Annotated in this window: 18 protein-coding genes; 11 read left to right on the top strand and 7 right to left on the bottom strand. The window is 70.4% G+C overall.

Annotated elements, in window-relative coordinates:
- Position 1 precedes the first annotated feature (1 nt).
- The 6 genes from ACFVW8_RS07040 to ACFVW8_RS07015 all read right to left on the bottom strand — a co-directional run bounded on the left by ACFVW8_RS07040 (position 2) and on the right by ACFVW8_RS07015 (position 5071).
- Entirely contained in the window at positions 2 to 787 is a 786-nt protein-coding gene (locus tag ACFVW8_RS07040; RefSeq protein WP_389686887.1) for an ABC transporter ATP-binding protein, read from the bottom strand.
- On the bottom strand, positions 784 to 1779 hold the full coding sequence (locus tag ACFVW8_RS07035; protein WP_389686885.1) for a FecCD family ABC transporter permease: 996 nt from the start codon (positions 1777 to 1779) through the stop codon (positions 784 to 786). The genes ACFVW8_RS07040 and ACFVW8_RS07035 overlap by 4 nt, the downstream gene beginning before the upstream one ends.
- Positions 1776 to 2798: a FecCD family ABC transporter permease gene (locus tag ACFVW8_RS07030; protein WP_389686883.1), complete on the bottom strand. Its 1023-nt coding sequence runs from the start codon at positions 2796 to 2798 to the stop codon at positions 1776 to 1778. Before ACFVW8_RS07030 ends, ACFVW8_RS07035 begins: the two co-directional genes overlap by 4 nt.
- Positions 2795 to 3796, bottom strand: coding sequence for an ABC transporter substrate-binding protein (locus ACFVW8_RS07025; protein ID WP_389686881.1), 1002 nt, complete (start codon positions 3794 to 3796; stop codon positions 2795 to 2797). Before ACFVW8_RS07025 ends, ACFVW8_RS07030 begins: the two co-directional genes overlap by 4 nt.
- A gap of 88 nt (positions 3797 to 3884) precedes the next feature.
- A complete protein-coding gene (locus ACFVW8_RS07020; RefSeq protein ID WP_389686879.1) occupies positions 3885 to 4736 on the bottom strand; it encodes a siderophore-interacting protein in 852 nt (283 codons plus the stop codon).
- On the bottom strand, positions 4733 to 5071 hold the full coding sequence (locus ACFVW8_RS07015; RefSeq protein ID WP_389686877.1) for a phosphopantetheine-binding protein: 339 nt from the start codon (positions 5069 to 5071) through the stop codon (positions 4733 to 4735). The genes ACFVW8_RS07020 and ACFVW8_RS07015 overlap by 4 nt, the downstream gene beginning before the upstream one ends.
- Before the next feature lie 391 nt (positions 5072 to 5462).
- Here ACFVW8_RS07015 and ACFVW8_RS07010 point away from each other — a divergent pair, with 391 nt between their 5' ends.
- Genes ACFVW8_RS07010 through ACFVW8_RS06995 form a run of 4 tightly spaced genes read left to right on the top strand, consistent with a single transcriptional unit; the run spans position 5463 to position 9857 of the window.
- The gene (locus ACFVW8_RS07010; RefSeq protein WP_389686875.1) at positions 5463 to 6293 is read left to right on the top strand and encodes a 2,3-dihydro-2,3-dihydroxybenzoate dehydrogenase; all 831 of its coding nucleotides are present in this window, start codon (positions 5463 to 5465) and stop codon (positions 6291 to 6293) included.
- A 59-nt stretch (positions 6294 to 6352) separates the two neighbouring features.
- On the top strand, positions 6353 to 7558 hold the full coding sequence (dhbC, locus tag ACFVW8_RS07005; RefSeq protein WP_389686873.1) for an isochorismate synthase DhbC: 1206 nt from the start codon (positions 6353 to 6355) through the stop codon (positions 7556 to 7558).
- Positions 7555 to 9174, top strand: coding sequence for a (2,3-dihydroxybenzoyl)adenylate synthase (locus ACFVW8_RS07000; protein WP_389686871.1), 1620 nt, complete (start codon positions 7555 to 7557; stop codon positions 9172 to 9174). Before dhbC ends, ACFVW8_RS07000 begins: the two co-directional genes overlap by 4 nt.
- Positions 9175 to 9224: 50 nt before the next feature.
- Positions 9225 to 9857 (top strand): isochorismatase family protein, encoded by a 633-nt coding sequence (locus tag ACFVW8_RS06995; RefSeq protein ID WP_389686869.1) that lies wholly within the window; start codon positions 9225 to 9227, stop codon positions 9855 to 9857.
- Positions 9858 to 10176: 319 nt separating this feature from the next.
- On the opposite strand, the gene ACFVW8_RS06990 is transcribed toward ACFVW8_RS06995, so the two are convergent.
- On the bottom strand, positions 10177 to 11736 hold the full coding sequence (locus tag ACFVW8_RS06990) for an aromatic amino acid ammonia-lyase (protein WP_389686867.1): 1560 nt from the start codon (positions 11734 to 11736) through the stop codon (positions 10177 to 10179).
- Between the two features lie 151 nt (positions 11737 to 11887).
- On the opposite strand from ACFVW8_RS06990, the gene ACFVW8_RS06985 reads away from it, so the two are divergent.
- The 7 genes from ACFVW8_RS06985 to ACFVW8_RS06955 all read left to right on the top strand — a co-directional run bounded on the left by ACFVW8_RS06985 (position 11888) and on the right by ACFVW8_RS06955 (position 19732).
- Positions 11888 to 12931: an ABC transporter ATP-binding protein gene (locus ACFVW8_RS06985; RefSeq protein ID WP_389686865.1), complete on the top strand. Its 1044-nt coding sequence runs from the start codon at positions 11888 to 11890 to the stop codon at positions 12929 to 12931.
- The gene (locus ACFVW8_RS06980; RefSeq protein ID WP_389686863.1) at positions 12928 to 13578 is read left to right on the top strand and encodes an ABC transporter permease; all 651 of its coding nucleotides are present in this window, start codon (positions 12928 to 12930) and stop codon (positions 13576 to 13578) included. Before ACFVW8_RS06985 ends, ACFVW8_RS06980 begins: the two co-directional genes overlap by 4 nt.
- Before the next feature lie 4 nt (positions 13579 to 13582).
- Positions 13583 to 14269, top strand: a complete 687-nt coding sequence (locus tag ACFVW8_RS06975; protein ID WP_389686861.1) for an ABC transporter permease — start codon at positions 13583 to 13585, stop codon at positions 14267 to 14269.
- Entirely contained in the window at positions 14266 to 15201 is a 936-nt protein-coding gene (locus ACFVW8_RS06970) for an ABC transporter substrate-binding protein (protein WP_389686859.1), read from the top strand. The genes ACFVW8_RS06975 and ACFVW8_RS06970 overlap by 4 nt, the downstream gene beginning before the upstream one ends.
- Positions 15202 to 15255: 54 nt before the next feature.
- The gene (locus tag ACFVW8_RS06965; protein WP_389686857.1) at positions 15256 to 16674 is read left to right on the top strand and encodes a purine-cytosine permease family protein; all 1419 of its coding nucleotides are present in this window, start codon (positions 15256 to 15258) and stop codon (positions 16672 to 16674) included.
- A 63-nt stretch (positions 16675 to 16737) separates the two neighbouring features.
- Positions 16738 to 18282 carry an NAD(P)-binding domain-containing protein gene (locus tag ACFVW8_RS06960; protein WP_389686855.1) on the top strand — a complete coding sequence of 515 codons (1545 nt, stop codon included), beginning with the start codon at positions 16738 to 16740 and terminating at the stop codon, positions 18280 to 18282.
- Positions 18275 to 19732, top strand: a complete 1458-nt coding sequence (locus tag ACFVW8_RS06955; protein WP_389686853.1) for a class I adenylate-forming enzyme family protein — start codon at positions 18275 to 18277, stop codon at positions 19730 to 19732. Before ACFVW8_RS06960 ends, ACFVW8_RS06955 begins: the two co-directional genes overlap by 8 nt.
- The last annotated feature ends 3 nt before the right edge of the window (positions 19733 to 19735 follow it).

The raw sequence follows: 19735 nt of genomic DNA, 5'->3' as shown, positions 1-19735 counted from the left end.
CTTACTCTCCTTGAAGTGTGGGTACGACCATGGGCGTGCCGGTCACCGGGTCGGGGACGATGACGCTCGGCAGGTCGAACACGTCCTTGATCAGCGCGGCGTCCACGATGTCCCCGGGGTCGCCCTCGGCGACCACCCGGCCGTCCTTCATCGCGACCAGATGGTCGGCGAACCGGCAGGCCTGGTTGATGTCGTGCAGGACGGCGACGACCGTGCGCCCCTCGTTGCGCAGCCTGGCCAGCAACCCGAGCAGCTGGTACTGGTGGGTGATGTCCAGGAACGACGTCGGCTCGTCGAGCAGCAGGTAGGACGTCTGCTGAGCGAGCACCATGGCCATCCACACCCGCTGGCGCTGTCCGCCGGACAGCTCCTGAACCGGCCGGTCGGACAGGTCCCCGACACCGGCGGCGGCCATCGCCTCGGTGACGGCCCGCTCGTCGTCGGCCGACCACAGCGCCAGCATCGACTGGTGCGGGTACCGTCCCCGTGCCACCAGTTGCCTGACCTTGATGTCGTCGGGCGCGAGGGGGTCCTGCGGCAGAAAGCCGAGCTCTCTCGCCAGCGCCTTGGTCCCGTATGCGCCGACCGCGCGGCCGTCGAGTTCCACCTGACCGGAGGCCGGGCGCAACAGCCGGACGAGCGCGCTCAACAGGGTTGATTTACCACAGGCGTTGGGGCCCACGATGGCGGTGAACGCACCGTCGGGGACATCGAGGCTCAGCCGTGTGGACACGACGCGGTCTCCGTAGCGCAGGGTTATCTCCCGCGCCGTCAGGCGTGCGGTCACGCGCGCCTCACCTCCTTGGTCAGCAGCCAGATCAGATAGCAGCCGCCGATCGCGGTGCTCACCACGCCGACGGGCAGCGCGACGGGCGCCAGCAGCATCTGGGCGATCAGGTCGGCGCCCTGGAGGAGCACCGCCCCGGTCAGTGCGGCGGGGAGCAACGGCACTCCGGCGGCGCCGGCGAGCCTGCGGCCGATCTGCGGGGCTGCCAGCGCGATGAACGCGATCGGCCCGGCCACCGCGGTCACCGTGGCCGTGCAGCCGACGCCGACCAGCACCATCAGCAGGCGCAGCCGGTCGAGCCCGACTCCGGTGGTCACTGCGACGGCGTCGCCGAGCGACGCCTGATGCATGGCGTGCGCCCGCGTGGTCATCAGGACGAGCAGTACGGCGATCACCGTGAACGGGATCGTCAGGTCGGACCAGCCGACTCCGTTGAGCGATCCGGCGCTCCAGCCGACGGCGGCGATGGCCACCTCCAGGTCGGCGCGCAGCACGATCCATGAGTTGATCGCGGTCACCATCGCGTTGACCGCGATGCCGATCACGACCAGCCGCATTCCGGAGAAGCCGTGTTGCATGGACAGCAGGTAGATCGCGGCCGCGACGAGGAGCCCGCCGAGCACCGAGCCTGCGGCCAGTTGCGCGGACGTGCCGGACAGTACGGTGAGGGCCACCAGTGCCCCGGTGTAGGCGCCCGCGTCGAGACCGATGACATCGGGGCTGCCCATGGGGTTGCGGGTGAGGTTCTGGAAGAGCGCCCCCGCCACGCCGAGTGCGGCGCCGAAGACGAGTCCGGCCAGCACCCGTGGCAGTCGCCAGTCCCGGATCACGACGGAGTGATCGGTCCCGCTCAGCACGGCAAAGACCTTGCCCGGGGAGGACCATGACGCTCCGTAGCAGAGTCCGAGCAGGCCCAGGGCCAGCATCAGGGTCACCATCACCGCGACGAGCAGCACCGTGCGGCGTTCGGCCCGCAGTCCGAGCACGTTCACAGCGACCCCGCCCCGTAGCGGCGGACGGCCCAGATCAGCATCGGTCCGCCGAGGAACGCGGTCACCACGGCCACCGGCACCTCGCCGGTGGGCAGCAGCACCCGGGACCCCATGTCGGCGACCAGCAGCAGGACCGGGCCCAGCACCATCGTGTAGAGGATCAGCCACGGCACGGAGCCCGCCGCCGGCCTGCGCACCAGGTGCGGCACGATCAGCCCGACGAAGAGGATCGGCCCGGCCACCGCTGTCGCCGCCCCGCTGAGCACGGTGATCAGCACCAGGGCCGCGACCCGCACCCGGCCCACGCCCGCGCCCAGCGTGTGGGCGACGCTCTCGCCGAGCGTGAGCGCGTTGAGCGCCCGGCTCAGCAGCAGGGCGCCGAACAGGCACACCCCGATCGCGGTCAACGGCACTGCCAGTGGCGACTGTTCGCGTCCCGCCAGCGATCCGACCGACCAGAAACGGTAGGTGTCGAAGACGTCCGGGAGCATCAGCCGCATGCCCAGCGCAACGCCGCTCAGCACCGCGGTCAGCGCCACACCGGTGAGCACCAGGCGCAGCGGCGAGCGCCGGCCGACCGCGGCGACCAGCAACGCCGCAAGCACGGAGCCCAGGATCGAGAAGCCCAGTTCGCCGGCCTGGCCGGTGGCCAGACCGAGCGCCGAGCCGACCGTGACGGCGAACCCGGCGCCCGCGGTGACCCCGAGGATGCCGGGCTCGGCCAGCGGGTTGCGGGCCAGCGTCTGGATGAGCGCACCGGCCACGGCGAGTGCGGCACCCACCGCGATGGCGAGCAGCGCGCGCGGGGCCCGCACGTCCCGGACGATCACATGGTCGTCGGTGCCCCGGTAGTCGAACAGTGCTCGCACCACCTCGGTGGGCGGTACGTGGCGGGCCCCGACTCCCATACTCAGGACGGCGACCGCCGCCAGCAGCACCAGTCCGCCGACGAGCAGACCGGCCTGCGGCACGGCCCGCCCTGTCTTCGCCGCCCGGGACGCGCGGTCCGCGACCGTCACCGCTTCAGCAGCGGAGCGAGCGACTCGTCGATCGCGTCCAGGGTCTTCAGCGCCTCACCGTAGGTGGCGGCCTCGGTGTAACGGAGCGGGAAGGTCTTCCCGGCCTTGACGGCGGGCAGGTTCTTCCAGAGCTTGGAGTCAAGGACGTACTGGACGGGCTTGGGGACGCTGCCGTCGGCATTGACCGAGTACGTCAGCGCATCGGCCTTGCCGAAGGCGTCCGGGAGTTCCTCGATGGACGGGTACTCACTGACGGAGGCCGATCCGGAGCCGGACTTCTTGACCTTGCCGTAGTACTTCGCGCCGATGTCGTTGGCGATGTTGGGTCCCCACGAACCGTCGAACTCGCGCTGGAAGGTGCCCTTGGCGGCGTCACCGTACGCGCCGACGTGGCCCAGCTCGAGCTGGGGCAGCACGTCCTTGTACTTCTTGGCCAGCTCGGCGGCCTTGGCCTCGTAGGTCTTCTTCGCGGCGGCGAACTTCGTGAGCGCGCCCGCCGCGTCGGCCTGCTTGCGGGACAACTCGCGCCATGCGGACGGCACGGTCGGGCCGATCGCCACGACCGGGGCGATCGACTCCAGCCGCTTGATGTCGATGTCGCCGAGAACGGGGGCGGGTACACCGATGACGATCAGGTCCGGCTCGGCCTCGGCGACGGCCTCGTAGTTGGTCTCGGCCGCCTGCTCGCCCGCCACCTTGGGGAGCTTCTTGTACGTGGCCAGGTCGTCCTTGGTCATCATCGGCTCGCCGCGCTGCCACGACGAGATCCCCACGAGCGGCGCGTCGGCCTCGATCATGACGGGCACGGCGTAACCGGTGGCCACCACACGCTTCGGGTCGGCGGGAATGGTGATCTTTCCGTTGTCCGCGGTGAACACCCGGGTCTTGCCCTTCCCCGAGGCGTCCGCCCCGTCATCGGACGACGACCCGCCGCATCCGGCCAGGACCAGGGCCAGCGACACGGCGCCGACCAGGCCGAACGATCTGCGTATGGACATCTGGAGCTCCTCATTGCTTAGGTAAGGCTTACCTTAGTTGATGATCTTTCGACAGGACAACCCAGGTCGGCGCCCCGGCCCGGTCCGGTCAGTGGTCGTCCTCGTCGAAATCGGCGACGCCGCGCTTCCAGTAGCCGGTGATGTCGTGATCGGCCCGCTCCAGCCGCAGTTCGTCGCGGACCCAGCGGCGCAACGGCTTGATCTGCCCCGCCTCGCCCGCGACCCACACATACGCCCGCTCACTCTCGGGCACGGTCACGGCGGTCACAGCCCGCTCCAGCGCGTCGCCGGTCCCCGCCGGCCGGTCTCCGCGGTGCAGCCAGCGCACCTCGACCCCCTCGGGGGCGGACAGCTCGATCTCCTGTGTGGCGTCGGCGACTTCGATGAAGGCCCAGCCCTTCACGGACCTGGGCAGCTCCTCCAGCCGGCGCGCGATCGCGGGGAGGGCCGTGATGTCACCCGCGAGCAGGTAGCGGTCATAGGTGTCCGGGACGATCAACCCGCCGGGCGGCCCCGCGATATGCATGACGTCGCCGGGCCCGGCGGTGTGCGCCCAGTCGGACGCGAGTCCGCCGTCGTGCGGAGCGATGTCGATATCGATCTCGCCCGCGACCGGGTCGTAGCGGCGCACGGTGTACTCACGCGAGACGAGCGCCGGCCGCGGCCAGCGGAGCATCGCCCCGTTCTGCTCGGGGAGCCGTAGCGTGCCGTCCGGATCCGGGAAGATCAGCTTCACGTGTTCGTCGGGTGCGTGGGCCTCGAAACCCTCGGTGCCCGCCCCGCCCAGGGTCACCCGTAGCAGTCCGGAACCGACCATGGCGGTGCGTACGACCTCGGTCGCCCGGATCCCGATCGGGTAGCCCACCTTCTCGGCCTGGAGTCCCGCCCTGACCTCCGCGATCCGCTCCAGGTGCCGGTGCCTGTGGTCGACCCGGCTCATGCGGCGCCACCCGCCACCAGCGCCGTCCAGTGCCCCAGTTCGGGCTTCTCGGCCAGATCGGGGAACTCCAGCGTGGCCGCTCCAGCGGCACGCCAGCGCTCGACCAGGACCATGATCCGCATCGAGTCCAGGCCGAGGTCGACCAGGTTCTCCTCGGGCGCGATATCGGCGGGATCGCAGTCGAGCAGCTCCGCTATGTCGGCGCGGAGACGTTCGGGCGACAGGGTCTGGGTCATCGGGTGGCTCCTGCGGGGAAGGGCGCCGATCGCGCGGAACGCGTCGGCGAAGATGGTCACGACGCCGGGGGCGGAGTACACGCCCGCCCGGTCAGGCATGAGCGGGAGAAGTCAGCGGCAGCATCGGCCACTTGGGCACGGCCGTCTCGCATGACTCACGCGGGCACGAAGAGCGCGACGGGCCGGAGACGGCAGGGTGGCGGGCACCCCGGCCATCCGCCCCGGTGGCACCGCACACATTGGCTCCCCCTCTCCCACTCACAGCCAGGCAAGGCTAACCTAACTCAAGAGCGCCGGACAGATGAACGTGGGCCCGATGTGCGCACCGGCGCGGCCCGACCTCGCCCCACCTGACCGGACGTCACATCACCACGCAGCCCGGCCGGTCGGGCGCGGCGAAAAGAAGGGTGCGCCCCACCGCCCTCCCTCGCGTCGATCATGGACTGTAGGTTAGGTTACCCTTACCTAACATTCCCGTAGGAGGTTGCTCATGTATGAGCACATACCGGGCAGAAATGGTGAGTTCGATGGCCGTACTGCCCTGGTCACCGGTGCCGGGCAAGGCATCGGCGCGGCTGTCGCCGCGCTGCTCGCCACCCTCGGCGCCCGGGTGGCTGCCACCGATCGCACACTGGACGGTGTCGAGGCCCTGTCCGCGGAGTGGGGCCGGCTGCAGACGAAGAAGCAGGGGAACGCTCGCTCGGCGGGACGTCTGGAGCCGTACGTCATGGACGTCACCGAACGGCCGGCCGTGGAGCGCACCGTGGCACGAGTCGAGCGCGAACTCGGCCCCGTGGACGTGCTCGTGAACGTGGCCGGCATCCTGCGCACCGGTCCGGCCACCGAACTCTCCGCCCAGGACTGGTCGGACACCTTCGCGGTGAACACCGGCGGCGTCTTCAACGTCTCGCAGACCGTCGCACCGCTGATGGCCGAGCGGGGCAACGGCTCCGTCGTCACCGTCGGTTCCAACGCCGCCGGCATACCCCGCACCGGCATGGCGGCCTACGCCGCGTCGAAGGCGGCGGCCGTCATGTTCACCAAGTGTCTGGGCCTCGAACTCGCCCGCAGCGGTGTCCGCTGCAACATCGTCGCGCCCGGGTCCACCGACACGGCCATGCAACGCGCCCTGTGGACCGACTCCGGCGCCGAGCAGCGGGTCATCGACGGGGACAGCACGACCTACCGCACGGGCATACCGCTGGGCCGGATCGCCGCCCGCGAGGACATCGCCGACGCCGTCGCGTTCCTCGCCTCGGACCGCGCCCGCCACATCACCATGCAGGAGCTGTACGTCGACGGCGGCGCGACCCTGCGCTGAAGCGCCCCAGCTCTTCCGTACAACTCCCCCACTGACGGAACACCGAGAATGGAGTCCCTGTGTCGACGGCATCCCAGGTCGCCACGCACGTGCCCCCGGCCGATCCGGCCCACCCTGCCGTAGGCGCGGCCACCTCACTGCTGGACGCCTACAGACCGGGTGACCGCTTCCTCGCCACTCCCGGCCGCACCCTGCTGGCACACGGCGCGGCCCGCCCCGTACCCCATGACGCGCGGTCCCTGGACGAGCGGGTGGACGCCACCCTTGCCGAGGCCGTCGCAGCCGGGCAGGAGTCGCCCGTGGTCATCGGCGCCATCCCGTTCGACCACGAGGCACCGGCCGCACTCGGCGTACCGGAAGCCGTCCGCACCGCTCCGCCGCTCGCCTCCGACCCACTGATCGCCCTCCCCGTCGCGGTGTCCGGCTCGCCGGACTGGCGGATACACCCGGTGCCCGGGCCCGAGGTCTACGGAGCGGGTGTCGCCTCGGCCGTGGAACGCATGTGGCGTGGGGAGTTCAGCAAGGTGGTGCTCGCCCGCACCCTCGAACTCACCTCCTCCGAACCGCTGGACCTGCCGGCGATGCTCCAGCGGCTGGCCCGTCGCGATCCCCTCGGGTACACGTTCGCGGTGCCGGCCGGAGGCGGCCGCACCCTCATCGGTGCCAGTCCCGAACTGCTCGTCTCCCGGCGAGGACAGCAAGTGGTCGCCAACCCGCTCGCCGGGTCCACCCCACGCAGCAGCGACCTCGCCGAGGACGTCCGCCGTGCGGCCACACTGCTGGAGTCCGTGAAGGACCTCCACGAGCACGCCGTCGTCGTGGACGCGGTCCACCAGGCCCTGGCCCCGCACTGCTCGGAGCTGACCGTCCCCTCCCGGCCGACACTGATCCGGACGGCCACCATGTGGCATCTGTCCACCACGGTGACCGGCACGCTCGCCTCCCCCGGCATCTCGGCGCTGGCCCTCGCCTGCGCCCTCCACCCGACCCCCGCCGTGTGCGGCACCCCCACCCCGACGGCCCGTCAGGTCATCGCGGAGACAGAGCCGTTCGACCGCGGCTTCTTCACCGGAGTGGTGGGCTGGGGCGACGCCCGGGGCGACGGCGAGTGGGTCGTCACGATCCGCTGCGCCGAGGCACAGGAGCGCACGCTGCGCCTCTACGCCGGCGCAGGCATCGTGGCGGCGTCCGAACCCGAGGCGGAGACCGCCGAGACCGCCGCCAAATTCCGAACCTTCCTCAGCGCTGTGGGGGCCGAGCTGTGAGCCCGCAGGACGCACCGACCTGGCCGTCCGAATTCGCCGAGCGGTACCGGCGTGCGGGCTGGTGGCGCGGAGAGACGTTCGGTTCCATGCTCCGGGAGCGCGCCGAGGCGCACCCGGACCGGATCGCCGTCGTCGATCCCGCATCGGGAACGCGCTGGAGCTACGCGGAGCTGGACCGGCGCGCCGACCGGCTCGCTGCGGGCCTCCTCTCCCGGAACATCACCAAGGGCGACCGGGTGGTGGTGCAACTGCCCAATATCGCGGAGTTCTTCGAGGTCGTCTTCGCCCTGTTCCGGATCGGCGCCCTGCCCGTCTTCGCGCTGCCGGCCCACCGTGAGACGGAGATCTCGTACTTCTGCGAGTTCACCGAGGCGGTCGCCTACGTCATCGCGGCGGAACACGGCGGCTACGACTACCGCGAGCTGGCGGCGAAGGCGCGCGCGGGCGCCGGGACCCTGCGGCACGTGTTCGTCGCCGCCGGGGACCCGGGCGGGTTCGAGGCGCTGTCCGACGTCGCCCAGGACCCGGTCGCCCACCGCGCCCCGCGCCCGGACGACCTGGCCTTTCTCCAGCTCTCCGGCGGCAGCACCGGCGTTCCGAAACTGATTCCGCGCACCCACGACGACTACATCTACTCGCTGCGCGGCTCCAACGAGATCTGTGGGGTCGACGCGGACAGCGTCTACCTCTGCGCCCTGCCCGCGGCCCACAACTTCCCGCTCTCATCCCCCGGTTCGCTCGGCACGCTGTACGCCGGCGGGCGTGTGGTGCTGTGCCCGCAGCCCTCCCCCGAAGCCGCCTTCCCGCTGATCGAGCAGGAGAAGGTCACGCTCACCGGGCTGGTCCCGCCGCTGGCGCTGCTGTGGACCCGGGCGGCCGCGACCACCGCGCGCGACCTGAGCAGCCTGGAGGTCCTGCTGGTGGGCGGCGCGAAGTTCAGCGAGGAGGCGGCGCGGCGGGTCCTGCCCGCGCTCGGCTGCACCCTGCAACAGGTCTTCGGGATGGCAGAGGGGCTGGTCAACTACACCCGGCTGGACGACCCCGTCGAGGTGATCGTCACCACCCAGGGCCGGCCGATCTCGCCGGACGACGAGATCCTGGTCGTCGACGACGAGGACCGAGAGGTCGCGCCGGGCGAGACGGGCCATCTGCTGACGCGGGGGCCCTACACGATCCGCGGCTACTGGCGGGCGCCGGAGCACAACGCCCGCTCGTTCACCGCGGACGGCTTCTACCGCACGGGCGATGTCGTCCGGGTAGCCCCCAGCGGTCACATCGTGGTCGAGGGACGCGCCAAGGACCAGATCAACCGGGGCGGCGAGAAGGTCGCCGCCGAGGAGGTGGAGAACCACATTCTCGCCCACCCGTCCGTGCACGACGCCAACGTGGTGGCCGAGCCCGACCCGTACCTCGGTGAACGCGTCTGCGCGTACGTGATCCTGCACCCCGGCGAGGGTCCGCTGAAGCCGGTGGACATCAAACGGTTTGTACGGGAACGGGGGCTGGCGGCCTACAAGGTGCCGGACCGGGTGGAGTTCGTGGAGACGTTCCCGCAGACCGGTGTCGGGAAGATCTCCAAGAAGGATCTGCGGACCGCCGCGGCCCACAGCGCGTAAGCCTGCCCGCCCCTGCCCGAACCCCCGAACCTGAACGGAATCCCCGCACCATGGCACTGCCCGCCATCGCCCCCTACGCCATGCCGGCCGCCGACGAGCTGCCCGCCAACCGGGTCGGCTGGACCGTCGACCCCGCCCGCGCCGTGCTCCTCGTCCACGATCTGCAGAACTACTTCCTTTCGGCCTATGACAACGAGGCCGAACCCATTCCCGAACTGCTCGCGCATGTCGCCGAGTTGAAGAAGGAGGCGGCGCGCATCGGAGTGCCGGTGCTCTATACCGCGCAGCCCGGCGGCCAGAGCCCGGACGAGCGCGGTCTGCAGCAGGACTTCTGGGGTCCGGGGCTGCCGGACGACCCGCACGCCGCCGCCGTCGCGGAGGCCGTAGCGCCCGACGAGGACGACACGGTGCTCACCAAGTGGAAGTACAGCGGCTTCGTCCGCACCGATCTCCTGGAACGGCTGCGCGAACAGGGCCGGGACCAGATCGTCATCACCGGCGTCTACGCCCACATCGGCGTCCTCATGACCGCGTGCGACGCCTGGATGCAGGACATCCAGGCCTTCGTGGTGGCCGACGCCGTGGCCGACTTCTCCGCCGAGGACCACGCGATGGCACTGCGCTGGGCGGCCGGCAAGTGCGCCGTCGTCACCAGCACCCGCGAGGTCTTCACCGGGAACTGACGGCGGCTCCGCATCCCCGCGCGGGCATCCCTCCGCGGCCGCGTACGGCGGCTCCGCCACGACCGGCGACGCCGTACGGGCCTTCGGGCCGGCTCATGGCCGGCGTATGGGCACGAACCACCGGACAGGCTCCGGGGACGAAGCCGAAAGAGGTCGAGATGCCCGAGGACACCGTCGTCACGAGGGAGAACTCGCGACGACGCCCCCGGACATCGTGCGGCGCCAGCACCTGTGGGCGCGAGCCGGGGATCTCGACGGCATGACGCCGGCGAGCCCCTCGGCCAGGTCCGGCGTCCGTCCCCGCCGCCGGGATGCCGCTTCAGCCTGAACCCCGCACCACACCAGCACCGTCGAACGCCGTTCCGCTCCCGGACCCGAGGCCGAGCCACAGCTCGGTGAACCGGTCGAGCAGCCGGGCCGCCCCCGTCACATCGTCCGTCAGCGGCCGGTCGGCCAGCTCCGCGTCGAGCACCGAGTCCGCCAGCGCGAAGGCGCGGCCGACGGGCAGTTCCGGGTCGAGCCGCATGTCCCGCTGCCGCAACGCCCTGACCGCTGCGACGAGTTCGCAGCCGACGACGAGCCGGTACGCCTCGCACGCCCGCAGCGTCTGGCGCGCCGCCAGCGAAGCGAAGCTCGCCTGCTCCTCGACGCCTCGCGAGAGCACGGCGTGACCGAGTGACGCGGGGGCGGAGAAGGCCCGCAGGTCCCCGAGCGCCGCCCCCGCCGCGTATTCAAGGATCATCACGCCCGACGACGCCGGTTCGCCGTCCGCGAGGAACGGCCGCAGCCGGGTGAAGGCCGGTTCGTTCAGCGTCGACAGGCGCGAGGTCGACAGGCGTGCCACCTGTGCCACCGCCAGCCGGAAGTGGTCCAGCGACAGGGCGAGTTGGGCCAGGTAGAAGCCTCCGTGGTGGTAGGCCGCCATGTCGTCCGCCGAGATCAGCGGATTCTCGGCCGCCGCGTTGATCTCGACGGTGAGGACGTCTTCGAGCGCGTCCGCCGCATCATGCGCGGGCCCGTGGATCTGCGGCACACAGCGCAGGCCGTACGGGTCCTGGATCCGGCCGAGCGGCGGCCGGGGGCGGTCCGGCGCGCCGAGCAGCTGCCGCATCCGTTCCGCGACCGCGTACGAACCGGCGTGCCGCCGCGCCTCGTGCACGGGCAGCGCGTACGCCTCGTAGGAACCGTCGATCGCCATCAGGGACAGCGCCGCCACCACCTGCGTGGCCGCGATCAGGCCGCGCAGCTCGTGCACGGCCAGCGCGGACTGGCCGAGAGTGAGGGCGTTGCTGCTGATCAGGGCGAGGGCGTCGTTGTTGTCGAGGGGCTGCGGGCCGGGGGCCGCCCCCGCTCCCTGCCAGGGATGCTCACCGGCCAGCGCGAGGCCCATTTGCGCGAGCGCGGCGATGTCGCCGGTGCCGACCGAGCCGAACTCGTTGACCTTCGGGTAGGCGCCCGTTCCCAGGGCCTCGCAGAGCGCCGTGACGACGGTCGGCCGCAGGCCGGCGCCACCCGCGAGCAGCTGGTTGGCGCGGACCGCGAGCATGGCGCGGACCTGCCGTGCGGGCAGCTCATCGCCGATCGCCCCGGCATGGCTGCGCAGCAGCCGCAGGCCGTGGTCGGCGGCCGCCTCCGTCGGCACGGACTCATTCCGGTTGGCACCCACGCCGGTGGAGCGACCGTAGACGCGACCCCACGAGGCGATTTCCCGCGCGGCGTTCCACGACGCCTCCACGCGCTTCATCCCGTCCGCCGCCGGAACGGGCTGTGCGACGGATTCGGCCATGCGTACGACATCTGCGACCATCAGTCCTCGGCCGTCCAGGACGACGATCGCACCGCTGCCGTCGACCACCCCGTTCACGATACGAGACGACATCACTCGTGATTCCTCCTCAATCAGGCACTCCGTCTTGCCCTACGACCATTCGTAACCGGGGATTTACGCCTGAGCGGCGACTACCTATTGACAACCTATTCAGTCACCGAGAACTCTGCATGATGATATGCAGCCGGGCAAGGGACTCCACATGATCCAATTCGACAAGGCCCACAAGCGCTTCCCGAACGGCACGACCGCCGTGCACGACCTCACCCTTGAACTGCCGGAAGGCGGCGTGACCGTCCTTGTCGGATCCTCCGGTTGCGGCAAGACGACGACGCTCCGCATGATCAACCGGATGGTCGATCCGACCTCCGGGACGATCAGGGTCAACGGCAAGGACGTCCTGGAACAGGACGCCGCCGAGCTGCGCCGCTCCATCGGCTACGTCATCCAGCAGTCCGGGCTCTTCCCGCACCGCACGGTCCTGGACAACATCGCGACCGTGCCGCTCCTGCTCGGCTGGGGCCGCCGGAAGTCCCGGGCGCGGGCGGCGGAACTCCTGGAGACGGTCGGGCTCTCCGCCGACGCCGGGAAGCGCTATCCGCACCAGCTCTCCGGCGGCCAGCAGCAGCGCGTCGGCGTGGCCCGCGCGCTCGCCGCGGACCCGCCGGTACTCCTGATGGACGAACCGTTCGGCGCTGTCGACCCCGTGGTCCGCACCCAGCTCCAGGACGAACTCCTGCGCCTCCAGAGAGAGTTGAACAAGACCATCGTCTTCGTCACGCATGACATCGACGAGGCCGTACGGCTCGGCGACCGCATAGCCGTCTTCCGTGCCGGGGGCCACCTCGTCCAGTGCGCCGGACCTGCCGAACTCCTGGCCCGCCCGTCGGACGCGTTCGTCGCCGACTTCCTGGGCGCCGAGCGCGGCCTGAAGCTGCTGTCCCTGACGACGCTCGCGGACGTCCCCCAGGGGCCCGCCCCCCAGGGCACTCGCTGGCAGCTGACCCTGGACACCGCCCGGAAGCCGCTGTCCTGGCGCGACAGCGAGACGGAAGCGGAGACCCCGGCCCGCCCCCTGCGGGACACCGATTCGCTTCTCTCGGCGCTCAACGAGTCGATCGCCGCTCCGAGCGGCCTGGTCGCCCGGGTCGACGCGGACGGCGTCCTCACGGGCGTGACGTCCCGCGAGGACATCCACGACCACGCAGGGCACGTACACAGCGAAGCAAGCAAGGCGGTCGCGTGAGTGTCGACTGGTCGTGGATATCCGACCACACCGGCGATCTCACCACCCTGGCCCTCTCCCACCTCCAGGCCGCTCTCACCGCCGTGCTCCTCGGCCTGATCGTCTCCTTCCCCCTGGCCGTGCTCGCGCACCGCGTACGCAGGCTCCGCGGGCTCCTCCTCGGGCTGTCGAACGTCCTGTTCACCATCCCGTCCATCGCCGTCTTCGTGCTCCTGCTGCCGGTCAGCGGGCTCACCCGCACCACCACCGTCATCGGCCTGACGATCTACACGCTCGTCGTGCTCCTGCGGAACACCGTCGAGGGCCTGGACTCGGTCCCCGCCAAGACGAAGGAAGCCGCGAAGGCCATGGGAACCCGGCCACTGCGCACCCTGCTCACCGTCGAACTGCCGCTCGCCCTGCCCGTGATCATGGCGGGCGTGCGGATCGCGACGGTGATGGCCATCTCCCTCGTCTCCGTGGCCACGTACATCGGCGACGGTGGACTCGGGCAGCTCTTCACGGACGGGTTCCAGCGCAACTTCCCCACCCCCGTCATCGTCGGCGTCGTCCTGACCCTGCTCCTGGCGCTCGTCGCGGACGCGCTGCTGGTCACCCTCCAGTACGTCCTGACGCCCTGGACCCGCCGGCAGAAGAAGGGGGCCTGACCTCATGTACGAACTCTTCAAGGGGCTCGGCTCCTGGCTGGTCAGCGGCGAGCAGTGGACGGGCCCCGACGGCATCGGGCACCGCCTCGCCGAGCACCTCCAGTACTCGCTGCTCGCCACCCTCATCGCCGCCGCCATCGCACTGCCGGTCGGCTTGCTCATCGGGCACACCGGGCGCGGCGCCTTCCTCGCCATCAACCTCTCCAGTTTCGGACGTGCGCTGCCCACGGTCGGGCTCGTCGTGCTGGTCTTCCTCGCCAGCGGCCTGTCGATGTGGCCCGTCTACATCGCCCTCGTGGCGCTCGCCGTTCCCTCCATCGTCACCAACACGTACGCCGGGATGACCGCCGTCGACCCCGAGGTGCGGGACGCGGCGCACGGCCAGGGCATGCGGCGGCACCAGGTGCTCCTGCATGTCGAGCTCCCTCTCGCGCTCCCCCTGATCATGACCGGGCTCAGGCTCGCGCTCATCCAGGTCGTCGCGACCGCCACCATCGCCGCGTACGTCTCCTTCGGCGGACTCGGCCGGTACGTCTTCGACGGGCTCGCCCAGCGCGACCTCGTGCAGGTGCTCGGTGGCGCCGTGCTCGTCGCCCTCGTCGCCGTCGTCCTCGACCTCGCGCTCTCCGTACTCCAGCGCGTCCTTTTCCGTAACCGCCCCGCCAAGTCGGACCTGGAGCAAGCACGATGAACCGCAGAAATCTCCTCGGCGGACTCCTCGCCGCCGCCTCCGTACCCGCACTCGCCTCCTGCAGCAGCGGCATCACCTCGCTCGACGGAGAGGGATCCGGCGGCGGAGGCGGAGGCTCCAGCAAGGACGGCGTCACCATCGGCACCGCCAACTTCACCGAGAACCAGGTCCTCGGGTACCTGTACGCCGCAGCGCTCCAGGCGGCCGGCGTGAAGACCACGGTCCGCCCCAATCTCGGCACCCGCGAGATCCTCATCCCCGCTCTCAAGGGCGGGGACATCGACCTCCTGCCCGAGTACCAGGGCGCTCTGCTGCACTACCTCGACGCCAAGGCGAAGGCCACGGAGGAGGGCGAGATGCAGAACGCCCTCGCCATGGCCCTGCCACACGGCCTCCAGATCCTTCCCTACGGCAAGGCCGAGGACTCCGACGCCTTCGTCGTCACCCGGGAGACCGCCGACACATACGGTCTCAAGTCACTCGCCGACCTTGCCCGGCACAACGGCAAGCTCGTCATCGGCGCGGCGCCCGAGGTCAAGAAGCGCACGGTGGGCGCGGTGGGCCTCAAGGACGTGTACGGCGTGGAGTTCAAGGAGTTCAAGTCCCTCGACTCCTCGGGGCCGCTGGTCAAGGGCGCCCTGAAGAAGGGCGACGTGGACGTCGCGAACCTCTTCACCACCGACACCGACATCGCCGCCGAGCACTGGGTCGTCCTCACCGACCCCAAGAACCTGGTGCCCGGCCAGCACGTCGTCCCTCTCATCGCCGACCGCAAGGCCGACTCGACGGTCCGCAGGGCTCTCGCCCGGCTCGGCAACGCGCTGACGACCGAGGACCTCACCGAGCTCAACCGCTTGGTGGACAAGGACAAGAAGGACCCGGAGGACGTAGCGGCCGACTGGGCGGCACAGCACGGGATCAAGAAGAAGTAGCCGCCGCGGGACCGAGCGGCACGACACACCACCGAGAGGCCGGGTAACCGAGTCATGGCAGCTGAAGACCTGGTGGAGCGACGCTCCATCGATGTCGTACCGGACGACGAACGGCACGGGAGCGCGTTCAGTCAGTTCACCCTCTGGCTCGGTGCCAACCTTCACATCACCGCGGTCGTCACGGGCGCACTCGCCGTCGTCTTCGGCGGCGACGTGGTGTGGTCGGTGGCCGGCCTGCTGCTGGGCAACCTGCTCGGCGGCGCCGTCATGGCCCTGCACTCCGCGCAGGGCCCGAAGCTCGGCCTGCCCCAGATGATCCAGTCCCGCGCCCAGTTCGGGGTGCGCGGCGCGGTCGTGCCCCTTCTGCTGGTCGTCCTCATGTACGTGGGCTTCTTCGCGAGCGGCAGTGTCCTGGCCGGACAGGCGACCGCCGAGCTCACGCACACCAACGACACCACCGGCATCATCGTCTTCGCCGTCATCACCGCCGTCGCCGCGGCGGTCGGCTACCGCGTGATCCACGTCCTGGGGCGGGTGGCCAGCGTGGTCTGCGCGCTGACCTTCGTCTTCCTGGGCATCCGTCTCCTGGACCGGGTGGATCTGTCGGCGCTGCTCGGCGACGCGCACTTCCACCTGCCGATGTTCCTGCTCGCCGTGTCGCTCTCGGCGTCCTGGCAACTCGCCTTCGGCCCGTACGTCGCGGACTACTCACGCTATCTGCCGCGTACGACGTCGGGACGTGCCACGTTCTGGTGGACCCTCTCGGGATCGGCCATCGGCTCCCAGTGGTCGATGACGTTCGGGGTGCTCGTGGCGGCGAGCGCGGGGGACGCGTTCATCGAGAACCAGGTCGGGTACGTGGTCGGCCTCGGCGGCACCGGCCTGATCGCGTCCTTCCTGTACTTCGTGATCGCGCTCGGCAAGCTGACCATCAACGTGCTCAACACCTACGGCGGCTTCATGTCGATGGTGACCGGCATCAGCGGGTTCCGCGGCCAGAAGACGCTGTCGCAGCGCGGCAGGACCGCGTACATCGCACTGATCATGGTGGCGGGGACGGCTGTGGCGCTCCTGGGCAAGGACAGCTTCCTGACGTCCTTCAAGGACTTCCTGCTGTTCCTGCTGACGTTCTTCACGCCCTGGTCGGCGATCAACCTGGTCGACTACTACCTGATCTCGCGGGAACGGTACGACATACCGGCGCTCACCGACCCCGAGGGCCGTTACGGCGCCTGGCGCTGGGATGCCCTCACGGTCTACGCCCTGGGCGTCCTGGCCCAGCTCCCGTTCCTCGCGACGACCTTCTACACAGGCCCGCTCGTGGCTCCGCTGGGCGGCGCGGACATCTCCTGGATCGTGGGCCTGCTGGTCCCTGCCGCCCTGTACTGGCTGCTGGCCCGCCGCGATACGTCGCACGTCCCGGAGGAGACCCGGTACACCCTGGCGTCTGCGCAGGAGCCCGACGGCTCCTGACGGGAACGGTCCGATGCGCCCAATCTCAGAGGCTTCTGATTTCACGTCACTAGCGTCCGGCCCATGGTGCGCGACTACATCGTCATCGGGGCCGGACCGGCCGGACTTCAACTTGCCTCTCTGCTGGAACGCGACGGGTGCGACTATGTCGTCCTGGAGCGGGGAAGCGGACCGGGGACCTTCTTCACCCGCTATCCCCGTCATCGGCAGATGATCTCGAACAACAAGGTGAACACGGGCTTCACAGACCCGGAGCTCAACCTGCGCATGGACTGGAACTCGCTGCTCAGCGACGACCCGGAACTGCTCTTCACCCGGTACAGCGAGCGCTACTTCCCGCACGCCGACGACTGGGTGCGCTATCTGACCGACTTCGCTGCGCGTACCGGCATCCGCGTCGAGTACGGGACGGAGGCCGTACGGATCTCCCGCGCGGACGATGTCTTCACCGTCCTCGACCGCGGGGGGCGCGCCTGGCAGGCCCGCCGGCTCGTCGTGGCGACCGGCCTGTCCCGGTTCAACGAGCCACCCGTTCCGGGCATCGAACTCGCCGAACGGTACGACACCTTCGACCCCGACCCGACGTCCTTCACCAATCAGCGGGTACTGATCATCGGCAAGGGGAACTCCGCGTTCGAAACCGCCGACTCCCTCATCGAGAAGGCCGCGGTGATCCACGTCGCGGGCCCCCACTCGGTCAAGCTCGCCTGGAAGACCCACTACGTCGGGCATCTGCGCGCGGTCAACAACAACTTCCTGGACACTTACCAGCTCAAGTCGCAGAACTCGGTTCTCGACGGCGTCGTGGAGAGCATCGAGAAATCCGCGGACGGCGGCTTCCGGGTGATGCTGCGCTACACACGGACCCGGGAACCGCTCCGCGAACTGCACTACGACCGGATCATCGCGTGCACCGGCTTCCGTTTCGACGCCTCCGTGTTCGACGAGACCTGCCGGCCCGCGCTCGTCATCAACGACCGGTTCCCCGAGCAGACCTCCGCCTTCGAGTCGGTGAACGTACCTGACCTCTACTTCGCGGGCACCGTGACGCAGCAGCGGGACTTCAAGAAGTCCACCAGCGGCTTCATCCACGGATTCCGCTACGGGACGCGCGCCCTGCACCGCATCCTGGGCGCCCGCCATCTGGGCAGGCCGTGGCCCACCCGGACGCTGACCGCGTCACCGGAGGCGGTCGCCGACGCCGTCATCGCCCGCGTCAACCGCTCGTCGGGCCTCTGGCAGCAGTTCGGGTTCCTCGGCGACGTGGTCGGTGTGGAGGGCGGCCGGGCCCAGTACCAGGAGGAGGTCCCGCTGGACTACATCGCCGACGGCGGTCTCGGGCCCGCCGCGCACCGGTTCGTCATCGACCTGGAGTACGGACCCGATCACGACCTGAGCGATCCGTTCGACGTGGGCGTCCCGCGCGTCGTCGAGAACGACGTCGACCATGCCATGGACTCCACCTATCTCCATCCCGTGGTCCGCCACTACCGGGACGGTGTGCTCGACGGCACCCATCACCTGGCGGAGAACCTCGAGAACGAGTGGAACCTGGCGGCGGTCCACCGGCAGCCGCTCACCGCGTTCGTGAAGGAGTGCCTTGACTGAGCAGTTCCCCGGCCCCGTACTCGACATCCTCGACACGGCGGGCGACCGCCCGGTGTTCGAGCACGCCGGCCGGGAGGTGTCGGGAGCAGAGCTCCTTCGCATGGTGCGGTGCGCGACGAACGGCCTTCGGCGGCACGGCGTCGGCCCGGGCGACGGCCTCGCGCTGCTGGTGAAGGTCGGCCCCGAGGCGTTCGCGGCGATCATCGCCGCCCATGTCGTCGGAGCCCGGGTGGTCGGCATACCACCCGGGCTGACCGGCCCTCAGCAGGGTTACCTGCTAAGGGACATCGACGTATGCGTCACGGACGGACCCGGCTGTCCCGATGGCCCGGCCACGCATCGCACCCGGCTCGTCCTGACGGTCGACGAGCTGCTGTCCGCTGCGGACGACGGCGTCCGGCCGCGGATCTCCGCGCGGCCCGGGGACGTCGCCCGGCTCCTGCACACCAGCGGCAGCACCGGCATCCCCAAGGCGTGCGCCCAGACCTACGCGGCGCTGACCGCTGGCTGGGCGCTCCGGCCGGACGACCGGCCGCCGGCCATCCGTGAGCTGGCCCGGCGCCTGGACCGGTTCCTGGTGTTCGGCACCCTGGCCAGCCAGGTGATGATGGAGTACGGACTGCTGGCCCTGGCCGCCGGCGGCACCCTCGTCACCGCCGACCCGCCTGCCTTTCCCGACGCCCTCGTTCGGCACCGGGCGACCGCGAGCGTCATCACGGTGGCCCGGCTGACGAAACTCGTGGCGAGCCAGCGCGAGTCGCCCGTCGACCTCAGCGGTCTGCGTGCGCTGATGGTGTCCGGGTCGCCGCTTGAGCCGGGGCGGCTGCGGGAGGCCGCCGAGGTGCTCGGCCCGGTCGTCTTCCACGGCTACGGGCAGACGGAGACCGGCATGATCTCCATGGCCGTGCCGGAGGAGCCGCCCGGCTCGCTCGGAGTGCCGCCCGTCGAGCTGGAGATCCGGGACGGCTCAGGAGACCCGGTCCCGCACGGCACCGCCGGTGAGGTCTTCGTGCGGACCCCGTCGCAGAGTTGCGGCTACTGGCAGGAACCCGCCCTCACCGCGGAGGTCTTCACGGACGGCTGGGTACGTACCCGCGACCTCGGCCGGCTCGATGCCTCGGGCCGGCTGTGGCTCACCGGACGGACCCGCGACGTGGTCATCGTCAACGCCCAGGTGCACTACGCCGGACCTGTCGAGCGGCTGCTCGCCCGTCATGCCGCCGTGGCCGAGGCATACGTCGTCGCCGTCCCCGACGACCGTACGGGCGAGGCCGTCCACGCCTTCGTCGTACCCGCGGCCGGCCGCACTCCGGACCTCGGTGAACTCCGCGCACTGGTAACGGCAGACCTGGGCGAGGCGTGCGCCCCGACCCGGCTCACCCTCATCGGAGAGGTGCCGCTCACGCCTGCCGGGAAGCCGGACAAGCGGCGTCTCGCAGCCGACGGCTGAGAG

The organism is Streptomyces sp. NPDC058221 (genome assembly GCF_042882365.1).
Classification (GTDB): Bacteria; Actinomycetota; Actinomycetes; order Streptomycetales; family Streptomycetaceae; genus Streptomyces.
The sequence above is the reverse complement of the archived record's forward strand: the minus strand, read 5'-3'. Positions and strand labels throughout refer to the sequence as shown.